24 protein-coding genes are annotated in these 26,378 nt (G+C 58.0%); 12 read left to right on the forward strand and 12 right to left on the reverse strand.

Going from position 1 to position 26,378, the window contains the following annotated elements; translation table 11 throughout:
* Positions 1-13 precede the first annotated feature (13 nt).
* The 4 genes from accC to R3D51_16835 all read left to right on the forward strand — a co-directional run bounded on the left by accC (position 14) and on the right by R3D51_16835 (position 3,396).
* A complete protein-coding gene (gene accC / locus R3D51_16820) occupies positions 14-1,354 on the forward strand; it encodes an acetyl-CoA carboxylase biotin carboxylase subunit (GenBank protein ID MEZ5901144.1) in 1,341 nt (446 codons plus the stop codon).
* Between the two features lie 66 nt (positions 1,355-1,420).
* On the forward strand, positions 1,421-2,086 hold the full coding sequence (gene aat, locus R3D51_16825; protein MEZ5901145.1) for a leucyl/phenylalanyl-tRNA--protein transferase: 666 nt from the start codon (positions 1,421-1,423) through the stop codon (positions 2,084-2,086).
* A gap of 146 nt (positions 2,087-2,232) precedes the next feature.
* On the forward strand, positions 2,233-2,463 hold the full coding sequence (locus tag R3D51_16830) for a hypothetical protein (GenBank protein ID MEZ5901146.1): 231 nt from the start codon (positions 2,233-2,235) through the stop codon (positions 2,461-2,463).
* Positions 2,464-3,003: 540 nt separating this feature from the next.
* On the forward strand, positions 3,004-3,396 hold the full coding sequence (locus R3D51_16835) for a hypothetical protein (GenBank protein MEZ5901147.1): 393 nt from the start codon (positions 3,004-3,006) through the stop codon (positions 3,394-3,396).
* Between the two features lie 99 nt (positions 3,397-3,495).
* Here the strand turns inward: R3D51_16835 and guaA are convergent, their stop codons facing one another.
* The 6 genes from guaA to guaB form a co-directional block, all read right to left on the reverse strand.
* Positions 3,496-5,043: a glutamine-hydrolyzing GMP synthase gene (guaA, locus tag R3D51_16840; GenBank protein MEZ5901148.1), complete on the reverse strand. Its 1,548-nt coding sequence runs from the start codon at positions 5,041-5,043 to the stop codon at positions 3,496-3,498.
* A 162-nt stretch (positions 5,044-5,205) separates the two neighbouring features.
* Complete coding sequence (locus R3D51_16845) at positions 5,206-5,670, reverse strand: TspO/MBR family protein (GenBank protein MEZ5901149.1); 465 nt, start codon at positions 5,668-5,670, stop codon at positions 5,206-5,208.
* Positions 5,671-5,755: 85 nt separating this feature from the next.
* Positions 5,756-6,655, reverse strand: coding sequence for an alpha/beta hydrolase (locus R3D51_16850; GenBank protein ID MEZ5901150.1), 900 nt, complete (start codon positions 6,653-6,655; stop codon positions 5,756-5,758).
* A gap of 37 nt (positions 6,656-6,692) precedes the next feature.
* Positions 6,693-7,985 (reverse strand): RsmB/NOP family class I SAM-dependent RNA methyltransferase, encoded by a 1,293-nt coding sequence (locus R3D51_16855; protein MEZ5901151.1) that lies wholly within the window; start codon positions 7,983-7,985, stop codon positions 6,693-6,695.
* 3 nt (positions 7,986-7,988) lie between these two features.
* Positions 7,989-8,408: an MAPEG family protein gene (locus tag R3D51_16860; protein MEZ5901152.1), complete on the reverse strand. Its 420-nt coding sequence runs from the start codon at positions 8,406-8,408 to the stop codon at positions 7,989-7,991.
* Positions 8,409-8,422: 14 nt separating this feature from the next.
* Positions 8,423-9,907 (reverse strand): IMP dehydrogenase, encoded by a 1,485-nt coding sequence (gene guaB, locus R3D51_16865; protein MEZ5901153.1) that lies wholly within the window; start codon positions 9,905-9,907, stop codon positions 8,423-8,425.
* A gap of 275 nt (positions 9,908-10,182) precedes the next feature.
* On the opposite strand from guaB, the gene R3D51_16870 reads away from it, so the two are divergent.
* Complete coding sequence (locus tag R3D51_16870; GenBank protein ID MEZ5901154.1) at positions 10,183-10,554, forward strand: hypothetical protein; 372 nt, start codon at positions 10,183-10,185, stop codon at positions 10,552-10,554.
* Between the two features lie 38 nt (positions 10,555-10,592).
* Here R3D51_16870 and R3D51_16875 read toward each other — a convergent pair whose 3' ends face one another.
* The 5 genes from R3D51_16875 to R3D51_16895 all read right to left on the reverse strand — a co-directional run bounded on the left by R3D51_16875 (position 10,593) and on the right by R3D51_16895 (position 19,063).
* Positions 10,593-11,171, reverse strand: a complete 579-nt coding sequence (locus R3D51_16875) for a TetR/AcrR family transcriptional regulator (GenBank protein MEZ5901155.1) — start codon at positions 11,169-11,171, stop codon at positions 10,593-10,595.
* A gap of 774 nt (positions 11,172-11,945) precedes the next feature.
* Positions 11,946-13,889 (reverse strand): class I poly(R)-hydroxyalkanoic acid synthase, encoded by a 1,944-nt coding sequence (locus tag R3D51_16880; GenBank protein ID MEZ5901156.1) that lies wholly within the window; start codon positions 13,887-13,889, stop codon positions 11,946-11,948.
* 244 nt (positions 13,890-14,133) lie between these two features.
* Positions 14,134-14,511 carry a P-II family nitrogen regulator gene (locus R3D51_16885; protein ID MEZ5901157.1) on the reverse strand — a complete coding sequence of 126 codons (378 nt, stop codon included), beginning with the start codon at positions 14,509-14,511 and terminating at the stop codon, positions 14,134-14,136.
* A gap of 173 nt (positions 14,512-14,684) precedes the next feature.
* Positions 14,685-17,855: a multidrug efflux RND transporter permease subunit gene (locus R3D51_16890; GenBank protein ID MEZ5901158.1), complete on the reverse strand. Its 3,171-nt coding sequence runs from the start codon at positions 17,853-17,855 to the stop codon at positions 14,685-14,687.
* Between the two features lie 17 nt (positions 17,856-17,872).
* On the reverse strand, positions 17,873-19,063 hold the full coding sequence (locus R3D51_16895) for an efflux RND transporter periplasmic adaptor subunit (protein ID MEZ5901159.1): 1,191 nt from the start codon (positions 19,061-19,063) through the stop codon (positions 17,873-17,875).
* A gap of 224 nt (positions 19,064-19,287) precedes the next feature.
* Here R3D51_16895 and R3D51_16900 point away from each other — a divergent pair, with 224 nt between their 5' ends.
* From R3D51_16900 to R3D51_16920, 5 genes are all read left to right on the forward strand, one after another.
* On the forward strand, positions 19,288-19,830 hold the full coding sequence (locus R3D51_16900) for a TetR/AcrR family transcriptional regulator (protein ID MEZ5901160.1): 543 nt from the start codon (positions 19,288-19,290) through the stop codon (positions 19,828-19,830).
* Positions 19,831-20,078: 248 nt separating this feature from the next.
* Positions 20,079-20,915: a universal stress protein gene (locus R3D51_16905; protein MEZ5901161.1), complete on the forward strand. Its 837-nt coding sequence runs from the start codon at positions 20,079-20,081 to the stop codon at positions 20,913-20,915.
* 9 nt (positions 20,916-20,924) lie between these two features.
* Complete coding sequence (locus R3D51_16910; GenBank protein ID MEZ5901162.1) at positions 20,925-21,920, forward strand: hypothetical protein; 996 nt, start codon at positions 20,925-20,927, stop codon at positions 21,918-21,920.
* 579 nt (positions 21,921-22,499) lie between these two features.
* Complete coding sequence (locus R3D51_16915; GenBank protein ID MEZ5901163.1) at positions 22,500-23,240, forward strand: L,D-transpeptidase; 741 nt, start codon at positions 22,500-22,502, stop codon at positions 23,238-23,240.
* Positions 23,230-23,706: a DsrE family protein gene (locus R3D51_16920; protein MEZ5901164.1), complete on the forward strand. Its 477-nt coding sequence runs from the start codon at positions 23,230-23,232 to the stop codon at positions 23,704-23,706. The genes R3D51_16915 and R3D51_16920 overlap by 11 nt, the downstream gene beginning before the upstream one ends.
* A gap of 58 nt (positions 23,707-23,764) precedes the next feature.
* Here R3D51_16920 and R3D51_16925 read toward each other — a convergent pair whose 3' ends face one another.
* On the reverse strand, positions 23,765-24,469 hold the full coding sequence (locus R3D51_16925) for a TetR/AcrR family transcriptional regulator (protein MEZ5901165.1): 705 nt from the start codon (positions 24,467-24,469) through the stop codon (positions 23,765-23,767).
* Between the two features lie 211 nt (positions 24,470-24,680).
* Here R3D51_16925 and R3D51_16930 point away from each other — a divergent pair, with 211 nt between their 5' ends.
* Positions 24,681-25,550 (forward strand): ABC transporter permease, encoded by an 870-nt coding sequence (locus R3D51_16930; GenBank protein MEZ5901166.1) that lies wholly within the window; start codon positions 24,681-24,683, stop codon positions 25,548-25,550.
* On the forward strand, positions 25,547-26,356 hold the full coding sequence (locus tag R3D51_16935; GenBank protein MEZ5901167.1) for an ABC transporter ATP-binding protein: 810 nt from the start codon (positions 25,547-25,549) through the stop codon (positions 26,354-26,356). Before R3D51_16930 ends, R3D51_16935 begins: the two co-directional genes overlap by 4 nt.
* Positions 26,357-26,378 lie beyond the last annotated feature (22 nt).

The raw sequence follows: 26,378 nt of genomic DNA on the forward strand, positions 1-26,378 counted from the left end.
AAGCCACCTGCATATGTTCGACAAGGTACTGATCGCCAATCGTGGAGAGATCGCGCTGCGCATTCAGCGCGCATGCAAGGAATTGGGGATAGCGACCGTCGCGGTACATTCCACCGCCGACGCCGACGCCATGCACGTGCGACTAGCTGACGAAAGCGTCTGCATCGGTCCGCCGCCCGCAGGCGAGAGCTATCTCAACATTCCTGCCCTTGTGACCGCCTGCGAGATCACCGGCGCTGATGCGGTTCATCCCGGCTATGGCTTCCTGTCTGAGAACGCCCGCTTCGCGGAAATTCTCGAAGAGCACAAAATCACATTCATCGGACCGACCTCCGAACACATCCGCATTATGGGTGACAAGATCGAGGCAAAAGAGACCGCCAAGAAGCTCGGGATTCCTGTTGTCCCCGGTTCAGACGGTGCAGTCACCAGCGAAGCGCAAGCGCTGAAAGTCGCCGAAAGCATGGGCTTTCCCGTGCTGATCAAGGCGGCGGCCGGCGGTGGCGGACGCGGCATGAAGGTAGCGCACTCCAAGGCCGATCTGGGCCTTGCACTCTCAACCGCGCGCATTGAGGCCAAAGCTGCCTTTAAAGACGACGCCGTCTACATCGAGAAGTATCTACAGAAACCAAGGCATATAGAAATTCAAGTGTTTGGAGACGGCAAAGGAAACGCGGTTCATCTCGGCGAGCGTGACTGCTCCTTGCAGCGCCGACATCAGAAAGTTCTGGAAGAAGCACCCTCGCCTGCACTCAACGCCGCTCAGCGTGCCAAAATCGGCGAAACAGTCGCCGACGCAATGCGCAAGATTAAGTATCGCGGAGCCGGGACGGTCGAATTCCTCTACGAGGACGGCCAATTCTATTTCATTGAGATGAACACGCGGCTGCAAGTCGAGCATCCCGTAACTGAGATGGTGACGGGATACGATCTTGTGCTTGAGCAGATCCGTGTTGCATCAGGGGCGTCGTTATCCTTCAAGCAGGAAGATATCGTGCTTTCGGGTCACGCCATCGAGTGCCGCATCTGCGCTGAGAACGCGAGGACATTTGTCCCCTCCCCGGGCCAGATCAGCTATTGGCACCCACCAGGCGGCTTGGGCGTGCGGGTCGACAGTGGCGCCTATCAGGGCTATCGGATCCCCTCCTATTACGACAGCCTCATCGGTAAGCTCATTGTGCACGGCAAGACGCGAAATGACTGCCTGATGCGCCTGCGCCGGGCGCTCTCCGAGTTTGTGATCGACGGGATCGACACAACCATTCCCCTGTTCCAGGACCTCGTGCGCCAATCCGATATCGTTGACGGTCTTTATGACATCCACTGGCTCGAAAAGTACCTGGGAATGAAATAAGGTTCTTGCAAGCCGCGATGCGCGCGGCTTCAATTGCCTCATTGAGCGTTTTTTCGAGACTGGTCGATGGCGTCGCACGACGAACCTGCGATGGAGATCACCCCGCAGGTTCTCCTTAAAGCCTATAGTTGCGGCATCTTCCCAATGGCGGAAAGTGCCACTGACCCTGCTTTGTATTGGATCGAACCGCAGCACCGCGGCATCCTTCCGCTTGAGAGCGCGCGCTTTCCGCGCCGGCTACTGAGAACCGTGCGCACGACACCATTCCAAGTCAAAATCGATACCGATTACGAAGGCATTATCGACGGATGCGCGGCGCCTCGTCCCGGACGCACGAGCACATGGATCAATAGCCGCATCCGCTCACTTTATCGCGAATTGTTCGATATGGGCGCTTGCCACACTGTTGAAGTCTGGTCTGAGAACCGGCTTGTCGGTGGTCTGTACGGCGTCGCACTCAAAGGCGCGTTCTTCGGCGAGAGCATGTTTTCCTACGAGCGCGATGCCTCGAAGATTGCCCTCGTACATCTCGTTGCGCGCCTGATCCAGGGCGGTTTTCGTCTCCTCGACACCCAATTCGTGACCGAGCACCTCAGACAGTTCGGCACCATTGAAGTCGACCGAGATGCGTTCCAACTGCGTTTGGAACATGCGCTTCAGGTGAACGCCGACTTCTTCAGCCTGCCGGCCAGCCCCGACATCAACGACGTCGTTCGCATTGTCGAAGGCTAAGCTGGAGCCCGATCCGGCTTGTTCCAGGCGTAACAGCCCCTCCCGTCTTTTGATGACATTTTGCACCCAGTGAACGGCGTCGCGCCGCCACTAGCTAAACAACGCCCTTCGCATGGGCTTCACCAAAGTTTCAGGAGATTTGCTTGATGTCTAAGACTTCGACCATCGTTGCCGCTCTGGCTCTCGTAGGCACGCTCGGCGTAGGCGCCGGAAGCGCCAGCGCCCATGGCCACTTCCATGGCTTTCACCGTCCTCATGGTCTGTTCTTGAGGGTGGGCCCGCCGGTGCGCGACTGCAGCTTCTATCGTGAGATGTGGGAAGACACCGGTCTGCTGCGTTGGAAGCGTCGCTACTTCATGTGCCGAGGTTGGTGGTAAGCGAGCCGCCCGGCTGGGCCCGAACTCCTCCCTCTGCCGGGCAATCTTCGTGACACCACCGCCGCCGGTCCCAGATATTTCTCGGGATCGGCGGCCTTTACTTGTCTTAACCTTCCTTGCGCCCCCAGGGATACTCACAGCGAACACAAGCCGCAGACGTGCTTGTTTCCATGGGCCAATCTGCGAACGCCAGAAAAATTCGCTCCTTGGCTCAAGGACGGAGAATAAATCCTGGGCGCCGTCGTTATCAGTGCGTTGGTCTCACGTTGTCTACCCGCAAAGGCAGGTGTGAGAGCCGCAAAACGTCTCGACTGGTTTCGCGTAGAATTCGAGACGACGCTGGTGGGACAGGACCCCGCATCCTGTCCCACTAATTTTTTGTGCAGCCCCCTGGAACCGGGAACGCCAACTCAAGTTTCCTCTCAATAGCCCGGTGATGTTTTCCGAACGGAGTGTATTGAAACGCTCAATTAACGAGAGCACTGTGGGCTATCGGTCCGGCCTCGCAACGACCGGACGGGACACAAGGAGGCAACAGTAATGCGCGTATTAGCAACAACGGCGCTTGCACTGATGACCGCGTTCTCGGCCATGACAGTGAGCGCCAACAAAGCCGAAGCCCGCTACTACAGAGGTGGTGCAATCGCATTCGGCGTGGCGTCCGCGGTCGTCGCCGGCATCGCTCTGTCACGCTACAATCGATACCGCTACAATAGCTACTATGACGATCCATATTACGACGACTACTATTACGCTCCCCGGCGCTATTACAGCTATGGCTATTATGCGCCTCGCCGCTACTACGGATACTACGGTCCGCGCTACCGCTATGGCTACTACCCTCGCGCACGCGGCTACGCATATGGATGGCGCCACCGTGTGGGTTATCCGGGCGCTCGCGTCCATTATCGCCACCATGGATATCGACGCTGACAAGCGCAACGCAGTTCCAGCGATTGAGGCCCGCCGCAAGACGGGCCTTTATCGTTTCTGGACGTTGATAATATCCTCAGCCCCCAGCGCGCTAAGGGATCATTCCCACTCGATTGTGCCTGGTGGCTTCGACGTCACGTCATAGACGACGCGATTAATTCCGCGAACTTCGTTGATGATGCGCGTGGCGGTGCGGCCCAGAAAGCCCATGTCGAAGGGGAAGAAGTCGGCTGTCATACCATCAACCGACGTAACCGCGCGCAAAGCCAGAACGTGGTCGTAGGTTCGCCCGTCACCCATGACACCCACGGTGCGCACAGGTAGAAGAACCGCGAACGCCTGCCAGATTGCATCGTAAAGCCCGGCGCGACGGATTTCGTCCAGATAGATCGCATCGGCCTTGCGCAGAATGTCCAGCTTTTCATGTGTGATCTCACCGGGAACACGGATAGCCAACCCGGGACCGGGAAACGGATGGCGACCAACGAACGCCTCGGGCAACCCCAACTCGCGACCCAGCGCGCGCACTTCATCCTTGAACAACTCGCGCAGCGGTTCCACCAACCTCATATTCATGCGAGCCGGAAGGCCGCCCACGTTATGGTGCGATTTGATCGTTACCGAAGGCCCGCCGGTAAAAGACACGCTCTCGATCACATCAGGATAGAGTGTTCCTTGAGCGAGAAATTTTGCGCCGCCGATCTTCTTGGCCTCGGCTTCGAACACGTCGATGAAATGCTTGCCGATTGTCTTACGTTTTTGCTCCGGATCCGCGACGCCAGCAAGCGCTGTGAGAAACTGCTGAGAAGCGTCGACGTGAACGAGCGGAATGTTGTAGTGATCTCGAAACAGCCCGACGACTTCCTCCGCCTCGCCCTGGCGCATGAGCCCGTGATCGACGAAGACGCACGTCAGCTGATCGCCGATTGCTTCGTGAATCAAAACGGCGGCAACCGCGCTGTCGACGCCGCCCGACAGACCGCAGATGACACGCTCGTTGCCGACTTGCGCACGGATGCGCGCTGTCATTTCTTTCCGATAGGCAGACATCGTCCAGTCGGACTTCAGGTCCGCTATGCGATGCACGAAGTTGGAAAGCAGACGTGCGCCGTCAGGGGTATGAACGACTTCGGGATGAAATTGCACGGCATAGAATCGGCGTTTCTCGTCTGCGACTGCCGCAAACGGTGCGTTTTCGCTGGTCGCAATCACTTCAAAACCGCTCGGCAGTTTCGTGACACGATCACCATGGCTCATCCAGACCTGATGACGCTCTCCCTTCACCCACACGCCTTCAAAGAGCGGGCTGTCCCGCATGACCTCGACGAGCGCACGGCCAAACTCGCGATGATGGCCGCTCTCGACTTTGCCATCGAGCTGCGCGGCCATGGTCTGCTGGCCATAGCAAATGCCAAGCACGGGAATATTGGCGGTGAATACCGCTTCAGGTGCCCTTGGGCTTGCATCCTCGGTCACAGACGCAGGCCCGCCCGAAAGTATGACCGCCTTGGGCTTCAGCTTGTCGAAAGCCGCGGTGGCGTTTTGAAAGGGGTGGATCTCGCAATAGACGCCTGTCTCACGCACGCGCCGCGCGATCAGCTGCGTGACTTGGCTGCCGAAGTCGACGATGAGAACGGTATCGGTCATGGGATGCGGGTTCGATCCTGAAAGGACAACGGAACGCTCTACGGGAAGAGCTTGAAGGGATAGACCACCCTGCCGAAGCGGGGTCAAGGTGGCCGGCACGAGGGGCCCGTTTTGCCGCGGATCTATAGCAAAATTTGCGGGGAAAAACGCGCCAATCCGCGTTCAGACTGGGAGTACGCCAGGGTTCATCAGATAGATCGCCGCGTTAAGCGCGCAGGCAAACGTGACCCAAAGGAGGTATGGAACGAACAGGTAGGCGGATAGGCGTTCAACGTGCCAAGAGGCGACGATAAAGCAGAGTATGGATCCCCAAAGTACGCACACATCGATAAGCGCCAAAGCGATGTCATGACGGCCGAACATCAAGTACGACCACAAACCGTTAAGGACGAGGCCAACTGCCCACAGCGCGAGTGAAATACCAACGCCCTGACGCTTCCATATCAGCCAGCCCGCAAGGGCGACCATAAAATACAAGATCGTCCACGCTATCGGAAAAAACACATCGGGCGGCGTCCAGGACGGCTTAGCCAGCGCATCATACCACGGGCCCGGCGCAAATTGCGCGCCCGACGTCGCTGCGACACAGACAAGCGCAATGAAGAAGATCAATGAATTATAGCGCAATGCCCCCTCCCAGGGCCGGCGAGAAATTTGGTCTCCAGCAATCTCTTCTAGACAACGCATATAATAAAATTGGCTAGCGGCTCGACTAAGCGGGAAGTTTCGTAATTGATTTTATAACCTCTCCAACGTGATCCAACACCCAGAAATGTCCCTCACCCTTAATGGGCCTGTAGTCGCAAAACGGTAGTATGCTCGCTAGATATTCGCTGGCCTCCAACGGAACGATTCCATCCTCCGTTCCCTGCCAAATGATCGATGGCATCGTGATACACGCTGCATCGATGCCCCAGGAGCGGCCGTAGATGGCGAGATCGGATGTGCCCCCACTGGATCCCTGCTTGAATGCTTCCGACAGCAAGGACGCGAAAAAGGCGCGTATCTCCGGGCGTGCGAACAGCAACGCATCCGAGCCGCCCGATATGCGTGCTCCAATGCCCGACACAGTTATGGGAGAGCGCTTTATCAGCTGACGCAGCAGCGCCGCGACGGGATTCGTCAACCAGAGATCCTGGCTGATGTGCAGAAAGAACCTGCGCTGAAGAAATGCTATCGGCTTTGTCTTGCCTTGCGGCGAGTTCTGATAGTCAGCCACTGGTCCCAACGGCGACACCAGCGCCAATCCGCTTATCCGCTCTGGCATTAGCGCCGACAGCGCGACCGCATAGGGCGCGCCCCCCGAAATACCAAGAACCCGAAAACGGGAAAGCTGGAGCGCATCGACAAAACGCGACAGCCATTGCGCGCGCGTTGCTAGGGCTGGATCGCGATCCGGCGGCGTGAGCCCGTAGCCTGGGCGATCCGGCGCGATGATCAGCACCCCTTGCGCGCGCGCCTCCTCGTCCGCAATCGAGAACATCAATCGGCAAGCCGGCGCACCATGCAGCGCAAGCACCGGCATACCGTCTGGATCGCCGTAGAGCCCGTAACCCACGGTGCTGCCATCGCAGAGCTGGACAAGCATATTTTCTTTGTCGGCAGCCGGCATTCATGCCTCGCGTGCGGGACGAGAGCGTGCCGCCAGCTCAACCCGCGCGTTTGAGAATTGCGATGAAGAAACCATCCGTGCCATGCATGGCCGGCGTCAACACCAAATGATCGCTTGAACCATCCGCCGAAGCGGGCGGTTCGCCCGGCAGACATTCGCGCCAGACATCGCCAAAAGGCACGGTGGCAAAATCGTCATGCTCGGAAAGGAAGGCGGCGATTTGGTCGCAGTTCTCATCGGCCAGCAAAGAGCAGGTCACGTAAACCAGACGCCCACCCGGTTTCACAAGCTCGGCCGCCAAAGCCAAAACCTCGCGCTGCTGCTTTTCGCGATCTGCCAGGTTGTTCGCCTTCAGCTTCCATTTGGCGTCAGGTCTGCGCCTCCAGGTGCCCGTCCCAGTGCAGGGCGCATCCACGAGAACGACATCAAAACGCGGGCCGAGCGCCAGCAATGCTGCCTTGTCACCCGCCCGCAAAATCTGCGCGTTGCGCACACCGGCACGCTTCACCCGCTCGAAGATCGGCTTCAGACGCATGCGATCTTCGTCGTAAGCATAGATCTGTCCGGTATTTTGCATGACGGCAGCCATGGCAAGCGTCTTGCCGCCACCACCGGCGCACAGATCTAGCACCTGCTTGCGCGGCCCCGCGCCAGCGAGAGCTGCTGCAATCTGGCTGCCTTCGTCCTGGATCTCACACCAGCCTGCCTGGAACGCGGCTTCGGCCTGAAGGTTGGGCGTGCGTTGCGGTCCCGAAGGCGGCGGAACCCTCACGCCCAGCGCAGAGTACGCGGTTTCCTCTGCGCCGAAGCTTTCGAGCGCCTTCAGAACTTTCTCCCGTGTCGACTTCAAACTGTTGACGCGAATGTCAGCGGGCGCGCGCTTGCTCATCGCAACGCCCTCCTGCGCAGCGCGGGCTCCAAACGCATTGACAAACCTTGGCCAGAGCCACTCAGGAACGTTGGCGCGTACATACTCAGGCGCATCATCAAGGGCGCGCGTCAGTCCATTGCGTTCGGTTTCATCCAATGGAGGCGGCGAATGATTTTCTCCGTCGCACGCCGCGATAACTGCATCTGTGCTCATGCCAAGAGCATCTGATGCCGCGCCCAGAGCGAGCGCACGAGGGGCGTCGCTTTCCATCGCCCACGCTATGGCGCTCTTCCGGCGCATGGCATCATAAACGAGGCCGCCAATAGCGTTGCGATCACCCGATCCGGCGAAGCGGTGCGCTTTGCCCCAGTCGGCGAGCGCGGTTGCCACCGGCTGATGACGATTGAGAATTGCGTCGAGAACCTCGATCGCTGCCGCGATCCTTGCACCTTGCTTCATGGATCAGGAGCCCGCGCTCACGTGGAGGAAGAGCCATACCCACATGGCAAGTACGATCAAACTGCCCGCCACATAGACGATAAACCGATGCGGTACAAAGTTGTAGGTCGTGTGGACGAAGGCATGAACCAGTCGGGTGATCACAAATGCCCACGCCAGACTCACCATCAGTGCATCGACCGCGCTTGTAATCATCGAGAACGCGACGGCCGCGTAAAACAGCATCGGAATTTCAAGCTGGTTCTGAAAGGCGTTCGAGAGGACGCCTGCCCGCTCAGGCCATATCGGCTTCAGCCCGGCATGGGCACCGCGCTGAACCGTTTGCGCCCGCACGGACTTGAAACGCTCCAGCCCCATCCAGATCAGCAGACCGAATGTCAAAGCGACCTGCACGAAGACTGGATAGAGAATGGCGACGTCCATTGCCTCTTCCCCACTCAGCCACCGGTTCCAGGGTAATTCGGGCTTTCGCGCGTAATTAGCACGCCGTGAGCATGGCTCTCCCTGATCCCGGCGTTGGAAATGCGTACGAATTTCGCCCGCTTCTGGAACTCAGGCACCGTCTTGGCGCCCAGATAGCCCATGCCCGCCCGCAGGCCGCCGACGAGCTGGTGCACCACGGCTTCCATAGGCCCTTTGTAGGGAACCTGGCCTTCGATGCCTTCGGGAACGAGCTTCAAGGTGTCGCGCACTTCCGCTTGGAAATAGCGGTCGGCAGAACCGCGCGCCATCGCGCCGACCGAGCCCATGCCGCGATAGGCCTTATAGGTACGTCCTTGGTAGAGGTAGGTCTCGCCAGGCGCCTCGTCGGTGCCTGCCAGCAAAGATCCGACCATGACGCACGAAGCGCCGGCGGCAATCGCCTTGGAAATGTCGCCTGAATACCGGATGCCGCCATCAGCGATGACCGGCACTCCCGAACGGGCGGCTTCCTTGGAGCACTCCATGACGGCGGTGAGCTGCGGAACGCCGACTCCCGCCACAATCCGTGTCGTGCAGATCGAGCCAGGGCCTATACCGACCTTGATCGCGTCGGCACCAGCGTCGATAAGCGCCTTGGTCGCATCAGCCGTCGCCACGTTTCCGGCGATAACCTGCACGCTGTTGGACTTCTTCTTGATCCGGGCCACCGCATCGATCACGCGGGCGGAATGTCCATGCGCCGTATCGACGACAATGACGTCGCAACCCGCAGCAATGAGGCTTTCGGTGCGGTCAAAGCCATCATCGCCAACCGTCGTGGCGGCGGCGACGCGAAGACGACCCTGGTCGTCCTTGCAGGCGTTGGGATGCTTGGCCGCCTTTTCGATGTCCTTGACGGTGATGAGCCCGATGCAGCGGTAGTCGTCGTCCACCACAATGAGCTTTTCAATGCGGTTTTGATGAAGCAGCTTCTTGGCCTCATCCTGACTCACCGAGCGTTTGACGGTGACAAGCTTCTCCTTGGTCATCAACTCCGAAACCGGCTGATCGAGATCGGTCGCAAAGCGCACGTCACGGTTGGTCAAAATTCCGGCGAGCTTTCCATTCTTCTCAACGACCGGCACACCGGTGATCCCGTTCTTTGCCATCAACTCAAGCGCTTCGCGCAGAGACATCGACGGATTGATGGTTACCGGATCGAGAACAATGCCGCTCTCGTAGCGCTTCACTTGAGCAACGTGTTTGGCCTGATCTTCGATCGACAGATTACGGTGGATGACGCCAATACCGCCCTCCTGGGCCATCGCGATAGCAAGCCGGGCCTCTGTCACCGTGTCCATTGCCGACGAGAGCAGGGGGATATTGAGCCGAATGGCTTTGGTAAGCTTAGAGGCCACATCGACCTGCCCGGGCATGACCTCGGAAGGTCCGGGGACGAGAAGGACATCGTCAAAGGTAAGGGCTAACCCAGAATCGAGCGCGAAAGGGCTCGAGGCCATGATTCTTCTCCGATTTTCTGGGGGGCGACACGGTCTTGCGCCCCAGGGGCGAACAATGTCGCTGGGGCTATAGCACCAACGTAGAGCAAGGGGAAGCCACCCGGGGCGCGGCAAAAGCAATGTCCTGTGCGGACAAGAAGACTTGCTCTGCCCTCCCCTCGCCGTGAGCCCCAATCCCAGCAGAGGTGACGCAGCCCCCTGTCATACGCCTGTTGGAAAAACCTGAGATTTCTACACGTGAGGGGCGAGTAGCCCCGTGAGATTCGAGCCCTGCAATGGCGCTATCGTTAAAAGGCAACCTGGCCGTTCTAGCCCTTGCTGCTCTGAGTTGTGGCCTTGTCCCCCTGATGCCAGTCTCCGACCCTGCGGAACGGTACTTGGCCGTCGTCCAACGTCCCAAGGCGGCGCTGGCATGGGCCCAGGCACAGTGCCCATCTGGAGCAGACCTCCAGAACCGGGCCGCGCGCATTCAGGCTGAAGACCTGATGCTCGTGTCGAGCCAGTTGGACTCAGCTGTTCGAAACACCAGCCTCGAACATGCCTGCAGGCAAGCCCTCGACGCCGCGCATGTGGCCTCGACGAGCCCGCAAAACGAGGCAGACGCCCAGCGCCCTATCTTCTCGCAAGTTTTCGCGGCGGGCCGGTAGTCAAACGCTCCTCAAACGCCGCGCTAAAATCGCTCCACCTACGCCGGCAGAGCAACCGCGGCGTGAAGCATCGACGGCGCGTGGGCCGCATATCGTGAGAACACGGCCGGGTCGTTGTGAACCTTAGCTTGCACCTGGGCGCCCTGGATCATTCCCATAAGCAGTTCGGCGATGGCGGGCACATCCGCTCCCTCGACTTTCAACGATTGCAGATACTCATCCACTATAGGCTGCAGCGTTTTGGTAAGCCGCTCGATCGCCTTCTCTGCGCGCTCGCGCACGACCGGATCCGTGGCGGCCATCTCGAGAATAATATTGCCGATAAAGCACCCCGATGCTGAGCCATACTCAGCCTGCCACGCAGTGTTTCGCTCCTGTGGAATATCGAACACGCCCGAAACCTTCCTGGCGGGTGGAAGGGCGCTATTAGCAACGTTTGCAAACTGCTCTGCCACCGCGCTGGTATAACGATCGATGATCTCTAACAGCAGCGAAATCTTTGACGGAAAAAAGTGATAAAAAGTGCCCTTGTTGACGTGCGCAACCGCACAGATCTCTGCGATGCCGACCTTGTGAAAGCTGCCTCCGAGAAACAGCACTGACGCGGCCTGGACCATTCTTTCCCGACTATCATTCATTAGTTACTCACGCCCTGCGATCATTCCGAGCCATTTTATGACACTCTCGCACAAAAATCTTTGTATCGCATACAAAACATGACTTTCGATCAGAAATAAACTCGACGTCCCTCCAATCGGAGAGGGATTGGCATGCGCGAGCAACAAAATAATCCGACGTCGCATAAATTGCAAATCTATGTTTATCAAGATGATAAGCATGGTCCAGACAAAGACGTATATTAGAAGGCCGCCACTCAGCAGATGTTATCCATGCCGGATCATTGATGGTATAGCCACTTCAGTGGCTAGCAGCGACATGCGTCAGACGTTGCTGCAGCGAGCCATTCGAACATCGTTCAAAAACGGCGCCATCGCGACGTCGCAAGGCTCTACAAGCTTGGCAGCCAATGGCTGCCCATAGCACCGCCGAGACAGCGGCAGAGCCAAAGAAAGAACAAAAAGAACAAGATGCATGGGTGTCGAAGCACGACAGCTGCGCGAAGGCGGACGAGATCCGTTCCTGCACGATGTCAGGCACGACGCATCTATATGCTTCGCCAGAGTTACGTGGACGCGTGGGGGGCAATCTCGGCGACGCTCATCAATACCAGCGCCGTCTATGTTGAATGGTCGGTTCAGTAATCGTACTTGCTCATTGAGGATGCACCTCTGAGGCGAAATATGAGGGCAATTTGGACTACGGAAATCGGTCGTTCTGGACCAAAGGCAAGAGCGCGACCTTCAGCGAGGAGCATTTAGGCCGAGAAGGCCCTACCCCTTCTTGCGCACGTAGCTTCCAGGCGCGTCTTCGATAATGCCAAGAGTATTTCCCGCGGCGCGAGGGGCTGCAAAGCCGCCAGAGCGTTGCGCCAGCCATTCTGCCCAGTGGGTCCACCAGGAGCCCGGGTGCTCCTTTGCCGACGACATCCACTCTTCGAGGCTTTGCCGCGGCTTCAGGGGCGCGGTCCAATACTGATACTTTGCTTTGGCTGGCGGATTGACGACCCCGGCGATGTGGCCTGAACCTGACAGCACGAATTCCACGTCGCAATCGAAGAGCTGCGAGCCCTTGAACACCGAGGCCGCGGGCGCGATGTGGTCCTCCCTGGTCGCGAGCTCATAAATGGGAATGCGCACCTTCTTGAGATTGAGCTTGATGCTGCTCAGCGTCATTTCCAGGGGCGCGCTCTTCTCGGAACCCTTAAGGCCTCTCAGATAGAAGACAATATGGTCTTCATTCGTCTTCAAGTGGTCCAATTCACGATTGCTGTGGCCGCGCGAGGATGGCTGGCGATCCGTCAGTGCGAGTTCGCCCTTGGCCAGCTTGTTGGAAGCGTAGAACTCGCGCAGATAGAATTTGTGGTTGGCGGCCGGCATCCGCGTGGAATCCTGGTTCCAGTACAGAATGTCGAACGCAGCAGGCTTCTTGCCCAGAAGGTAGTTATTGACGACGTAAGGCCAGATGAGGTCCCTCGGACGCATCATGTTGAAGACCGTGGCGATCCGCGAGCTGTCGAGATAGCCACGGTCTTTCATAAGCTCTTCGATCCCGGCAATGTGCTCGTCGTCGGTGAAGATTGTAAGGTTGCCGGCGAGCGAAAAGTCGAATTGCGTTGTCAGGAACGTTGCTGAGGAAAAGCGCTCCTCTCCACGTTCGGCGAGATAGGCCAGCGTCGTCCCCAAAAGAGTGCCACCAATGCAGTAACCGAGCACGCTGCAACGCGCGACGCCCGTTTCCCGGCTGACTGCGTCCGCCGCCGTCAATAGCCCCTCAGCGACGTAATCTTCGAAATTCTTTTGAGCGAGACGCTTGTCCGGGTTGACCCACGAGATCATGAAAACCGTGAACCCTTGCGAGACTGCAAACTTCACGAAGCTTTTCTGCTCGGAAAGGTCGAGAATGTAGTACTTGTTGATCCAGGGCGGCACGATCAGAAGAGGCACCTCGCGCACCTTGTCGGTGGCAGGCTCGTACTGGATCAGCTGAAACAGCTCGTTCTGAAAAATGATCTTGCCCGGAGTGACGGCGAGATTGCGCCCCACTTCGAACGCGCTCGTATCCGTCTGGCTTATCGTGAACAGGTCGCCGGACTTTTCCAAATCGGAAATAAACTGCTTCATGCCGGCGATGAAGTTTTTGCCTTTTGAACCAAGCGCCTCGCGCATCACCACCGGGTTTGTCATCGGGAAATTGGACGGTGACATCGCGCTCGTCATGAGCCGCAGATAGAACTCGGCCTTATCGCGCGTTTTCTCGTCCAGGCCGTTGGTTTTGTGCAAATACTCCTCAGCCCAGTTGGAGGTGAGCAGATAAGCTTGCTTGCAGAAGTCGAAGTACGGGTTGCTGGACCACTCGGGATCCTTGAAGCGATTGTCGGCGGGCTCGGGTTCGACAACCGGTTCGACATCTTCGCCCAGCGCCCGGCGCATTGAGGCACTCCAAAGCTCCACATACGACATGTATAGGGCGCTCTGCGCTGCCATCATCCGCGCCGGGTCGCTCATCCAAAAATCGGCAATTTCGCCTAGCGCTCCGGTGGCCGAATACAGATCGCGGACTGCCGCCTGCGCATCGCCGCTGGCACTCGATCGGGCCAGCAAACCTGACATCGCGCGTGCCCATTCGGCGAAGAGGCCGAGCGCATTGCACACCAGCTCTTCGGGCTCACCGGCCGACGAGACACGTTGATCGGTCTTGGAGGTCGAATCCGTCATCGTCGGCAAAAAAGTCCAACAATTATAGCGTCGAATAAAATTATCGTTGCCCTCCAACATCAGCCGGTCGCCACCGCTGAAGGACCGGCCGTCGGGCGAAACTCTGCGATTCGGAAAGGGTGTGCCAGTGCACCCGGGATGCAGCGCAACAAAAACGCGCGAGCGCGTTATCCCTCAGACACATCTGCCAAATTTTGATGCAGTTGCGCTTTATAAAGACGCGGTGCGAAGCGGCACCAAGAGGTTATTCCGCGGCCTCGATAAACTCGCGTCTGGGGTGCAGCGCAAGTTCGTCCTCGGCGCCGTTGTTGATCGAGACGGCACGTTCGATCTCCGAAATGAAAATCTTGCCGTCCCCGATCGCGCCTAGACGCGCGCCGCGCACAATGGCTTCGATCGCCGCATCCACATCCGCGTCGACGACAGCCACCTCGACTTTGATCTTATCCAGAAGCTCTGGAATTTTGCCCTCACCCCAGAACGTATCCACCAACCGGGGTTGACGGCCATGGCCGCAGCAAAGTGTGGCCGTCAGACCTTGTATGCCGGTGGACAAGAGCTCTGACCTGACCTGCTCGATACGAAAGGGCTGAACCATCGCCGCGATCATGAACATCGACATCAGTATCGCTCCCGACATTTTTTAGTCTGTCGGAGCTACTCCGCATAAAACGTGCCGAAATCGAAGTAGCGAAAATCCAGGCAAATCGGGCGTTGCACTGTTCGTGAGCACCCCGAATTTTGAGCAATTCGCCCAATTTTACAGCAGACCCAAACAGTGCAAATTTTTCGCTGTTACTCAGCAGGCTGAGGCGCGGGCTCGTGCGACGGCTTGCGGCGACTGCCAACCGTCGAGAACCAACGGCAGATCACATAAAAAACCGGCGTGAAGATCAGACCGAACAGCGTTACACCGATCATGCCCGAGAACACCGCCGTGCCCAGCGCCTGCCGCAGCTCCGCACCGGCGCCCACGGCCCACACCAGCGGCACAACACCGAGAATAAAGGCCAACGACGTCATCAGGATCGGCCGCATACGAAGCTGGGCTGCCTGCTTGGCCGCTTCGAAACGATTTTTGCCAGAGTTTTCGAGTTGCTCGGCGAATTCAACGATCAGAATCGCGTTTTTGGCGGCCAGACCTATGAGAACAATGAAGCCAACCTGAGTCAGGATGTTGTTGTCCATCCCACGCAGGATAACTCCCGAAATCGAGGCCACGAGGCTCATCGGCACAATCAGAATGATCGCCAGCGGCAGCGTCAAGCTTTCGAACTGCGCCGCGAGAACCAGGAACACGAAGGCGACACCAAGTGCGAAGGCAAACACCGCAGCGTTACCCGCACGGATCTGCTGGAAAGCAAGGTCCGTCCACTCGTAGCTGAAGCCGGGAGGCAAGGTTTCGGCAGCCATCTTCTCCATGATGTCGATCGCCTGGCCCTGCGAATAGCCCGCCGCCGCCGAACCATCGAGTTCTGCCGCCGGATACAGATTGTAGCGAGGCACACGTGATGGTCCGGAAATATCCGATACCGTCACGAACGATCCCAGCGGGACAGTATCTCCGTCCGCATTACGCACCCGGATCGACAACACGTCCTTGGGGTTCATGCGGAATTGGCTATCGGCCTGCGCGGTCACACGGTACGTGCGGCCCAGCAGATTAAAATCGTTCACGTATGCCGAACCGAGATAGGTTTGCAGTGTCGAGAACACGTCGATCACATTGACGCCGAGCATCTGTGCCTTGACACGATCGACGTCGAGATAGAGCTGCGGCGTGGCGTTCTCGAACAGCGAGAACACCTGCTGCACACCGGTTGTCTGCGCCGCCTTGCCCATCATCGCGCCAACCGCCTGCTGCAGGGCAGCGGGGCCTGCCGCATTCCGATCCTGCACCATCATGCGGAAGCCGCCCGCATTGCCGATGCCGCGCACGGGAGGAGGTGGCACGACGAGCACCAGCGCATCCTGGATGGACGAGAACTTGGCCAAGAGCGCCTGGCGGATCGCGGTGGCGGATTGTTGGGGATCCTTGGCGCGCTCTGCGAACGGCTTCAACGTCACAAACACAGCGCCAGCGTTCGAGGCGTTGGTGCGCGTGGCGCCGGAAAAGCCGATGAAGTTCACCGCATGGTCGACGCCGGGAACCTCAAGCGCCAATTCCACGACCCGCTTGTTTACAGCGTCGGTACGGGCAAGTGCTGCCGCTGGTGGCAACTGCGTAACCGTGATGAGGTAGCCCGCATCGAGCTGCGGAATGAAGCCGACGGGCGTTTTACGGAACTCGTTAAGACCGAACGCAATGATGCCTGCGTAAACGATCAGCATAATAGCCGCAAAGCGAACGACCTTTCCGACAACCCAGCCGTAGCCGGCAGACATCTTGTCGAAGCCCCAGTTGAATCCCTTGAAGAAGGTATGAACTGGCCACATCAACAAGGACGGCTTCTTGTCATGAGCATTTGGCTTGAGCAAAAGCGCGCACAACGCCGGAGACAGTGTCAGCGAGACTATAAGAGAGATCACTGTCGCACCGGCAATGGTGAGCGCGAACTGCCGGTAAAACTGGCCCGCGATGCCCGTGATAAAAGCCGACGGCGCAAACACCGCGGTCAACACCAATGCAATCGCAATCAGCGCAGTGCCGACTTCGTCCATCGTCTTGTAGGAAGCGTCCCGCGGACTCATACCGAGCGCCATATTCCGCTCGACGTTCTCGACGACGACAATGGCGTCATCGACCACGATACCGATCGCAAGAACCAGGCCGAACAGAGACAGGTTGTTCAGCGAGAACCCAAATATCGACATCAGGAAGAACGTACCGATAAGCGATACGGGAATAGCAACAATGGGGATGATGGCCGCGCGCCATGTCTGCAGGAATAGAACGACGACGATGACGACGAGTAGGATTGCTTCCAGGATCGTACGCACAACGGCATCAATAGACTGCTGGATGAAGTCCGTCGGGTTGTAGACGATGTCGTACTTCACACCGGGCGGGAAGCTCTGCGACAGCTCCGCCATCGTTTTCTTGATCTTTTCCGCCGTAGCAATAGCGTTAGACCCGGGAAGCTGGAAAATGCCGAGCGCAACGGCAGGGTTTTCATCGAGATACGAGTTCAGCCCGTAGTCGAGCGCGGCCAGCTCGACACGGCCGACATCCTTGACGCGGACGACAGAGTCTGCCGACTTCTTGACGACGATTTCCCCGAACTCGCTGGCATCGGCCAACCGGCCCTGCGCCTGCACGGCAATCTGAAAAGCCCCCTGCTTTGGCACAGGGGGCTGATCGAGCACACCGGCGGCGACCTGGATGTTCTGTCCCTGCAGCGCGCTGACGACGTCGCTCGACGTCAGGCCCAGCGACTGCAGCCGATCAGGATCGAGCCACACGCGCATCGAGTAATCGCGCCCGCCGAACACGGTTATCGAGCCAATGCCTTCGATGCGGCTCAGCACGTCAACAACATTCACGCTGGTATAGTTGGAGATGAACAACGTATCGCGCGACTTGTCGGGCGACAGCATGTGCACGACCATCATAAGGTCGGGGGAAGCTTTCGCAACCGTAACACCGATATTGCGCACGTCTGCGGGGACGCGCGGCAGGGCCGTCGACACGCGATTTTGAACCTGAACCTGCGCGATGTCGAGGTTAGTTCCCAGATCGAAAGTCACCGAAATGGAGAAGCGCCCATCACCCGTCGAGTTGGACGAGATGTAAAGCATCTTCTCCACACCGTTGATCTGCTGTTCAAGCGGTGCCACCACCGTTGCAGCAACGACCTCCGCGCTTGCGCCGGGATACTGTCCAGATACGGTCACGACCGGAGGCACGATCTCGGGATACTGCGCAATCGGAAGCCGCCCGACGGCCACCACGCCGAGAATTATGAACACGAGGGAGATCACCGCGGCAAAGATCGGCCGATCGATGAAGAAGTGCGAAATCTTCATGGGCGAAAACGCCTTGTTCAGTTAGTCTTGACGGCCGTCCCTTCAGGAGCAGCCTGCGCGGTCGATTGCTGCGGCGACACTTTCGAGCCGGGGCGAATGCGCATCAATCCGTTGACAACGATGAGGTCATCGGCCGTCAGTCCGGCGGTCACCACCCGCATGCCGTCGATCTCAGGACCGAGCGTCACGTATTTCGGTTTGGCAACGTTGTCTTCGCCGACCGCATAGACGAACTTGCGCACCTGTTCGGTGCCGATAGCTGTATCGGGCACAAGCAGAGCCGTCGCCGGGGCGGAATTTGGAACTTTGATCCGTCCGAACATGCCCGGCGTCAGCTTGCCATCCGCGTTAGCGAATTCTGCGCGCACGCGAATCGTTCCCGAAGACCGGTCGATCGCATTATCGATGAAGTCGATCTTGCCCTGATGACCGAAATCGGTTTCTCCGATGAGTTTCAGCGCTACGGGTACGGATTTCGTGCTGGCATTCGCCATGGCCGGCTCGTGCGCCGACATGAAGCGCACATAGGACTGCTCATCCATGGTGAACTCGAAACGGATCGGATCGATAGAAACGATCGTTGCCAGCAGTGTCGTTGAGCCTCCCGAGCCACCGGTCACAAGGTTTCCCACCGACACCCGTCGATCACCTATGCGGCCGGCAACGGGCGCTTTCAACTCTGTGAACTGAAGATCGAGCTCAGCTTGCTTGACCGCCGCGTCCTGTGCTGTGACCGCAGCCTGCGCCACATTGTAGGCCTGCACGCGCTGGTCATAGATCTGCTGCGTGATCGTCGAACCCTTTACGAGCTGATCGCCACGTTTCAGCTCGCTGTCGGCATAGGCGAGATTAGCCTCAGCCTGCGCACGCGCCGCCTTCACCTGCTCGAGCGCGGCCTCGAATGGCCGGCGATCGATGGTGAAAAGCGTTTCGTCGGCTTTAACGAGCTGCCCATCGGTAAACTGGATCTTATCCAGATAGCCAGAGACGCGGGCACGCACCTCAACGTAGTCAACGGCGGCGAAGCGGCCGACGTACTCGTCGAAATCAGCTACGACCTTGCTAACGGGACGAGACACCGTAACGGCTGGAGCAGGCGGGGGCGATGCTGCCGCCTGCTTCTGCTGAGAGCCGTCTCCACAGCCCGTCAGCACGAGAGCCAGCGAGAGCGCGGCTGCTATCGGCGAAAAATAGCGCAATGCATGCATACCTGTTCTGGCTCCAGACCCTGCCCGCGACTCAAATGCAGTTTGATACAATCAGTCGTGACGGCAGGGGAATAACGTGCTAGATGTTACTGAGCGGTAACATTGGACTTACTGATCGGTAACATCTTCGTCAAGAAACAATGCCGAGATTAGACCCATCAAGAATGCATGTCGGGAATGCGGGTTCGGACGAACTCGCCGAGCTTCCCCCGAAGCAGCGGATTTTGAATGCCGCTTGCAATCTCTTTTATCGTGAAGGAATCAACGTGGTAGGCGTCGAAGCCATCGCGGCGGCGGCGCTGACCAATAAGATGACGCTCTACCGGCACTTTGGTTCCAAAGACGATCTTATCGTGGCCTATGTCACCGAGATCGCCAACCGAGGCAACGAGGCCTGGGATAAACTCGACAGGCAACATCAGAATGAACCTGACAAGCGACTCAATGCTTGGGTTGATTATGTTGAGGACGCACTGACCAACCACTACCAGCGCGGCTGCGCGCTCGCGAACGCAGCAATCGAGCTACCGGCGCTTCATCCTGCCCGGGAGGTGATTGAGAACTACAAAGAACATAAGCGCAGGAACCTCGTTCAGCTTTTTACGGCAGCGCGCTATCGCCATCCCCAGATTCTCGCCGATGAAGTCTTTTTGTTGTTTGAAGGAGCGCGCATCAGCTTGCAATGCGGCGGCAAGATTCCGGTAACCCGCGTCGTCTCGATGCTGCGGGACCTTCTCGCAAAAGCTCCTAGGAAGTCGCGAGCCTGACAAGGCTGACATTTTCGCCTTTGCCGCTGGCGGTATAACGGGCACTTCAATCCGCTCAAGGATTGCGAAGGCAGCGGCAACCTCATTGACCTGTCAAGATTGTTTCTCTCGGCCGTTCGCGCGATCGCGAGCCTTGCCCTGCGCGGCGACGTTGGTCAAACTAACGCTGGTGCCAATCTCACACTGATAGGCGTCATTTCAGAACGCTTGATATTGCCAACCTTTTATTGCTGAGTTCCGGAGGCATAATGAACAAGATCCTGGTCGCAACCGACCTTTCAAAAGGAGCGACACTCGCACTCCAACGGGCGGCGCTAATCGCGAAGTCCACAGGCGCGAGCCTTGAGGTCGTCCACGTGCTCGACAGCGTGTGGCCGGATGAGGAGCTGGATCGGCAGCAACTAGCAGCGCGCGACATCATTGCGAGCCATCTACCGTCGGATCTTGCGAAAACTGCCGAAGTTACAACACAGATCCTGCGTGGACAGGACTATGTTGAGATCGTGAAACGCGCGACGGATGAAGCAGTGGACCTCATCGTGCTGGGCGCGCATCGCAACAAGATCCTGGAATTATTCCGCGGAACAACCTCTGAGCGCATCATCAGGCTGGGTCATATTCCTGTTCTTGTGGTGAACACCGCTGCGAAAGAGCCCTATCGGCGGCTGCTACTTGCCTACGATTTTTCGCCCCATGCTCAACGCGCCCTGCAATTTACCGCCGAGTGGCTGCCCGAGAGTGAGATCCACCTCGTGCACGCGATGCACGTCCCCTTCAAAGGATTTTTGGGGCAGGAAACCCAAGAGCAATTTGTCGTCGAAGAGCGGGAGAAAATAGCGCGCACGATCGACAATGACATCTCCGACCTCAAAAAAAAGCTCGGAGCATCTTGCCCAACCTTCAAGGTGAGCATCAACGAGGCCGAGCCTCAAACCATGTTGCAAAATCTTGTGAGAGAAACATCCCCCGATCTGCTCGTGCTGGGAACCCACGGACGCACCGGCATTCTGCACCTAGTGCTCGGCAGCACTGCTGAAGAGCTCATCGCCATTGCTGCAGTTGACGTTCTAGCTGTGAATGCTTAGCACGCGCTCATGATTGCAGTCTGGACCGAATTCCTTGGCATTTCGCTCGCGATTGTCGTTGCAGGCTATCTGCTTGCCCACTACGGCGACGTTATTGCTGAAAAAACCGGGATGAGCGGGACCTGGGTCGGCCTCATTCTCGTTGCAACGGTGACGTCGCTGCCGGAGCTGGTTACTGGCGTATCGGCCGTCACTCTGGCGAACGCGCCGGACCTTGCCGCCGGCGACGTGATGGGAAGTTGCGTTTTCAACCTCTTGCTGATCGCGTTGCTCGACTCAATTCATCGCGAGTGTGTCATCTACGAGAAGGCCAGCCGCGGGCATATTCTTGCTGCAGGCTTTTCGATCCTCCTGGTCGGCCTTGTCGTCTTCAGCATACTGTCGGGCGATGCTGCAATTAGTATCGGCCACATCGGTATTTATACACCGGCGATCATTGCGCTCTATTTCATCGCCGTCCGGGCAGTTTTCATCCAAGAGAAAAATGGAGCCGGAACGCCCAGTCTCGATCTGCGCTACCAGGACATCACTTTGCGCTCCGCGCTGATCCGTTATTGTCTGGCGGCAAGCGTCGTCGTGGCCGCTGGCATTGCGATGCCACTCGTCGCGGACAAGCTGGCCAAGACGATGGGTTGGAGCCAAACCTTCGTCGGCACATTGCTGGTTGCCGTCGCGACTTCGCTGCCCGAGGCGGCATCGACCATCGGCGCAGTCAGAATCGGAGCGCTTGACCTTGCTATCGGCAACCTGTTCGGCAGCAACCTGTTCAACATTCTGGCGCTTGCCATCGATGACATTGCCTACGCCTCTGGTCCACTTCTATCGCAGGTCTCGCAGGCACATGCACTATCGGGTGTATCTGCGATGATGATGACCGGAGCGACAATCCTTGGCGTGCACTACCGTCCTAAGAAGCGCATCCTGAAAGTTGCGGGCTGGGTGAGCTTGGCGCTTGTTCTCACCTACGTGCTGAACTCGTGGGTCCTCTACCTGCGCGGAGTCTAAAGCTCAGCGCGGCCAAAAGTGCGTTATGAGTGCAAGACTCGCCTGAATGGCTGCATTGCTACCATTCTGGCTTGCCGCAAAGCGGCGAATAGTTATGATCGTCATCATGCGCCGAAGCACTTATCATGCTCCATTGTTCAGAGGGGTTCCTATCCCTCTGCCTGCTCTTCATGAGCTTTGCCTCGGCGACGGCGACCGTCCACCTTGGCCCAGAAAGCGCTGATCCAGCTGTCAATCTGACGACCTTCAACGTCCACACAAGGCCCTGAGAAGCTGCAGCCCGATGCTCGCGCATCTTATCTCCAGAATGTTCAGGTGAAGAAGACGTGCCCACGCAGCGGGTCGCGGTTTGCCCTGCCATCCTGCGTGCTTGCCGGCCTCGTCTTTTCCGCAGCCACGTCTGGTCACGCCATTCCGTTACCACGTGCTGTCGAGGTCAGACTGCCTAAGCCCGGCAACGACGGTAGCACCGCGCAACGCGGCAAGGATCCCTTGGAGCGTCCGCCCTGTCGGGCTGCTTGAGCGTGGCCGCCACTCCGGCGTTAGACCGTCAAAGCAAAACCATTTCAGGATGAAGTCATGTCAAACCACCACGCGCCTTCGCGCGGGGGGCATGGTGTTGGCTTGAGCCTGCGCGCCTTCGCCGTCAGCACGTCGTTGCTGTTGGCCGCTTGCAGCCAAGTCCCCGCACCTCAGCCGCCGCTCGAAGAGCTTGCCCGAACGCGATATCGAAGCCTGCCTGAGGAACCGTTCCCGATCGCAGAAGTGCCGGCTACGCGGATCAAACCACAGTACGTCCGCCAGGTAGTCGCCTATGAAACCCACTATCAACCGGGCGCAATCGTCGTCGATCCAACCGAACATCACCTTTACCTGGTAATGCCGGACGGAAAAGCGATGCGATACGGCATCGGTGTCGGCCGAGAAGGTTTCGGCTGGACCGGAACTGCAACGATTGCCCGCAAGGCGCAGTGGCCGAAATGGACACCACCAACAGAGATGATCGCTCGCGAGCCGCGCCTTGAGCCGTATCGCCATGGCATGGCGCCGGGTCTGGATAATCCACTCGGCGCACGGGCCCTTTATCTCTTCCAGGACGGCAAAGACACGCTGTACCGGCTGCACGGAACAAGCGAGGTGAGCTCGATTGGCCGCAACGTATCAAGCGGCTGCATTCGCCTTTTGAACCACGACATCATCGACCTCTACCGGCGCACGCCCGTCGGCAGCAAGGTCGTTGTGCTGCAGGGAGCAAACACGATCGCACACCAATCATCACCAGACGCATCCACACTTCATGGAGATAGAAATGACTCGTAATGTCGCCCTTTCAATGGTCGCCCTTGCGGCATTCGCCGCCCTCATCCTTCCTGCTGCAATCCGTGCAGGCGAACCTTCTAGCGCAAGTTTTTCTTACGCACCGCAGAAGGTCGTCTTTCACAACAACGGACGCGGCGACGATAGTGCCAAATACTTCAAGGGACTTCTACGTAACATCACAAACAACATCGAGGCTGTTGGAAGAGGCCGCATCGACATCAAGGTCGTAGACCACAGCGATGGCATCAAACTCTTTCAGTTAGCCAATACCGACGCAGAGCTTGCAAAGACCTTGGATGAACTGCGCGCAAAGGGCGTGCAGTTTCTCATCTGCCGCAATACGCTCAAGGAGCGCAACATCGACTGGCATACGCTCTATGGCGTGAAGGAGGCTGATCTGGTGCCTAGCGGCATCGCTCATCTCGTCTATCTGCAACAGCAGGGCTATGCCTACCTGCATCCCTAAATTCAGACGAATTCGACCGGCGCAATCGTCCAGAGAATTGCGCCGGTCGATAGCCCCTCTATGGCCCGAGCAACCTATCCAGAAAGGAGCGAAGTTGATGAATTGCAGCCACCGGATTGAACTTCTTTAAGATCATCGCGCGCACAAAAACGCCATCCAGATACGTCGAGATGAAGGTTGCTGTCTCGTCAACATCCAGCGATCGGAAATCGCCGGATCTCAAGCCCGCCATGAGCGTCTGGCGCAATACGTCCCGTTCCTCGTCGTAGAATTTGTGTATCGCTTCGTCGATCCGCGACTTGCGCCGTGTCGCCTTGGCGTAGTCGATCGAGATCATGATCAACTTGGCGATCGTATCGAACTGAAGGATATGCGTATCGAGCCAGCCGTAGATTATGTCGCGCGGATGGTCCAAACCTTGGCGCGAAATTCGAAACTGTTCGAATGCTCTTTCGACAGCCAACGTCACGGCGCTACGGAACAACTCCTCCTTGCTACCGAAATAGTAATAGATGAGCGCTGGATTGAAGCCGGTCGTGTCAGCGATGTCCTTCGTTGTAACCGACGAGAACCCTCGCTGAGAGAAAAGCTCAAGAGCCGCTTCCCTAATCTTCACCTCGGCGTCCGCTGTAGCAACGCTGAGCTTTGGGCGACCTGCGCCCGAGCGCCCCGAACGAGATCTCGCGCCGGCCTTGCGGCCACTCGCGCGCTGCTGCTTCTGCTCCCGCCTCATCCGTTCTCCCTGCGCATTTTCTTTTCTCATCCTTGTTTCCTTAAACGCGTTCGCGGCTACGCTCAATGCCTGACACCTGAGCATGTTGGTGGCTGCAATGCTCAAACTATGCGCAGTTTTGCGCGCTTTTTTACTTGAATGGAAAATTAATTGATCATTTAATTAATCGCAATAGCCACTGACGCTGCCCTCTTTCCACGCTGCGTTTTGGGGCTCCCTTGAGGCGACCGGAATGATTGTGATGGATGCAGGACCGCTAAACATCGCGAACAATTCAACGACGTCTGTGACGCGCAAAACGCCGGAGCCTAGCCCCCGGCGTGCTTTGTGGAACATCCGCGCCGTGCTTTCCTCGCGGCTCTATTTCGCATTCGCGTGTCTCGGCATCGCCCTGCCCTTTGCCATCTGGATGGCGTTGGTCGCCGGCGCGGCGGTGCCAACGGTATTCATGCCTTCACCGACGCAGGTCGTGACCCGATTTATCTCCTGGCTAACGTCCGAAGGCTTTGGCGCAGATCTGTGGATCAGCGTCGTTCGTGTTACCAGCGGCTTCCTATTATCCCTCGTACTCGCATTGCCGTTGGGATTGTTGTGCGGAACTTTCAAACCCGTCGAAGCGACGCTCGAACCGGCGATGGACTTCGTGCGCTACATGCCTGCGGTCGCATTCGTTCCGCTCATGCTTCTGTGGTTCGGGGTCGGCGAAGGCTCGAAGGTCGCGGTTATCTTCGTCGGCACCTTCTTTCAAATGCTCCTGATGTTCGCGGACGACGTACGTCGCGTCCCGATGCAGCAGATTGAAGCTGCGCAGACCATGGGTGGCAGTCGCCGGGAAATCCTGTTCAAGGTTATCTTCCCCTCTGCCGCTCCCGCGCTTCTGACCAGCTGCCGCATCACGCTTGGATGGGCATGGACCTACCTAGTCGTGGCTGAAATGGTGGCTGCAAACTCTGGACTTGGCTACGCGATCCTCAAAGCTCAACGCTTTCTGCAAACCGATAAGATTTTCGCTGGCCTCATCGTCATTGGACTAATCGGTCTTCTGCAGGACCAGCTTCTGCGCGCGCTTCGGACCGTGTTGTTCCCTTATCTGAAAGGGCACAACTCATGACCAAGGCCATCACAGCAAACAACGTGACCAAATCATTCGGTGGGGTCACCGTTCTAGACAGAATCCGCCTCGATATAGCACCGGGAGAGTTCGTTACCATCGTCGGCGCGTCCGGATGCGGAAAGTCCACCCTTCTTCGCATCATGGCAGGTTTGGAGTTTGCCGATAGCGGTACTATTGCGTGCGGAGACCAGCGCATTGATGGCCCCGGCGTGGAACGCGCCATGGTCTTCCAGGATTACAGCCTGTTTCCCTGGCTAAACGTGATCGACAACGTCATGTTCAGCCGCCGCCTTGCTGCCAACACAAGCGACAACCTGGCTCTGGAGCGCGGAGCCGAGGAGCGCAGAGCCGAATCCCTGCTTTCCCTTGTAGGATTGTCGAAGGCCAGAAATACCTTCCCATCGCAATTGTCGGGTGGCATGCGACAGCGCGTTGCAATAGCTCGCGCGTTGATGTCGAAGCCATCGATCCTATTGATGGACGAGCCATTCGGCGCTCTCGACGCACAGACGCGCGAGGTGATGCAGGAGCTTGTGCTTGACGTCGCGCGCAACGAGGGAACGACGATCGTCTTTGTGACACACGACGTCGAGGAAGCCATCTACCTGGGCGCCCGCGTCGTTCTCATGTCTCCGCATCCCGGACGCATCGACAGCATCTATCGCGTTCCCTTCGGACAGTCGCGCAACGCCGACATTCGGCTCGATCCGCAATTCCTTGAACTCAAGCGCCGCATCATGGGACGCGTGCGCGAGACAGTCACGGCATCGTTTTCCACCGACGACGCCCACGCATCCGGGTGAGCGCATAAGGCGCCCTATCCGA

This window comes from Hyphomicrobiaceae bacterium (genome assembly GCA_041397645.1).
Taxonomy (GTDB): domain Bacteria; phylum Pseudomonadota; class Alphaproteobacteria; order Rhizobiales; family Hyphomicrobiaceae; genus Hyphomicrobium_B.

Excerpts from the sequence above, each read along its gene's own strand:
- accC (MEZ5901144.1), top strand. The coding sequence starts at position 14 with ATGTTCGACAAGGTACTGATCGCCAATCGTGGAGAGATCGCGCTGCGC.
- aat (MEZ5901145.1), top strand. The coding sequence starts at position 1,421 with ATGGCGTCGCACGACGAACCTGCGATGGAGATCACCCCGCAGGTTCTC.
- R3D51_16830 (MEZ5901146.1), top strand. The coding sequence starts at position 2,233 with ATGTCTAAGACTTCGACCATCGTTGCCGCTCTGGCTCTCGTAGGCACG.
- R3D51_16835 (MEZ5901147.1), top strand. The coding sequence starts at position 3,004 with ATGCGCGTATTAGCAACAACGGCGCTTGCACTGATGACCGCGTTCTCG.
- guaA (MEZ5901148.1), bottom strand. The coding sequence starts at position 5,043 with ATGACCGATACCGTTCTCATCGTCGACTTCGGCAGCCAAGTCACGCAG.
- R3D51_16850 (MEZ5901150.1), bottom strand. The coding sequence starts at position 6,655 with ATGCCGGCTGCCGACAAAGAAAATATGCTTGTCCAGCTCTGCGATGGC.
- R3D51_16855 (MEZ5901151.1), bottom strand. The coding sequence starts at position 7,985 with ATGAAGCAAGGTGCAAGGATCGCGGCAGCGATCGAGGTTCTCGACGCA.
- R3D51_16860 (MEZ5901152.1), bottom strand. The coding sequence starts at position 8,408 with ATGGACGTCGCCATTCTCTATCCAGTCTTCGTGCAGGTCGCTTTGACA.
- guaB (MEZ5901153.1), bottom strand. The coding sequence starts at position 9,907 with ATGGCCTCGAGCCCTTTCGCGCTCGATTCTGGGTTAGCCCTTACCTTT.
- R3D51_16870 (MEZ5901154.1), top strand. The coding sequence starts at position 10,183 with ATGGCGCTATCGTTAAAAGGCAACCTGGCCGTTCTAGCCCTTGCTGCT.
- R3D51_16875 (MEZ5901155.1), bottom strand. The coding sequence starts at position 11,171 with ATGGTCCAGGCCGCGTCAGTGCTGTTTCTCGGAGGCAGCTTTCACAAG.
- R3D51_16880 (MEZ5901156.1), bottom strand. The coding sequence starts at position 13,889 with ATGACGGATTCGACCTCCAAGACCGATCAACGTGTCTCGTCGGCCGGT.
- R3D51_16885 (MEZ5901157.1), bottom strand. The coding sequence starts at position 14,511 with ATGTCGATGTTCATGATCGCGGCGATGGTTCAGCCCTTTCGTATCGAG.
- R3D51_16890 (MEZ5901158.1), bottom strand. The coding sequence starts at position 17,855 with ATGAAGATTTCGCACTTCTTCATCGATCGGCCGATCTTTGCCGCGGTG.
- R3D51_16895 (MEZ5901159.1), bottom strand. The coding sequence starts at position 19,063 with ATGCATGCATTGCGCTATTTTTCGCCGATAGCAGCCGCGCTCTCGCTG.
- R3D51_16905 (MEZ5901161.1), top strand. The coding sequence starts at position 20,079 with ATGAACAAGATCCTGGTCGCAACCGACCTTTCAAAAGGAGCGACACTC.
- R3D51_16910 (MEZ5901162.1), top strand. The coding sequence starts at position 20,925 with ATGATTGCAGTCTGGACCGAATTCCTTGGCATTTCGCTCGCGATTGTC.
- R3D51_16915 (MEZ5901163.1), top strand. The coding sequence starts at position 22,500 with ATGTCAAACCACCACGCGCCTTCGCGCGGGGGGCATGGTGTTGGCTTG.
- R3D51_16920 (MEZ5901164.1), top strand. The coding sequence starts at position 23,230 with ATGACTCGTAATGTCGCCCTTTCAATGGTCGCCCTTGCGGCATTCGCC.
- R3D51_16925 (MEZ5901165.1), bottom strand. The coding sequence starts at position 24,469 with ATGAGAAAAGAAAATGCGCAGGGAGAACGGATGAGGCGGGAGCAGAAG.
- R3D51_16930 (MEZ5901166.1), top strand. The coding sequence starts at position 24,681 with ATGGATGCAGGACCGCTAAACATCGCGAACAATTCAACGACGTCTGTG.
- R3D51_16935 (MEZ5901167.1), top strand. The coding sequence starts at position 25,547 with ATGACCAAGGCCATCACAGCAAACAACGTGACCAAATCATTCGGTGGG.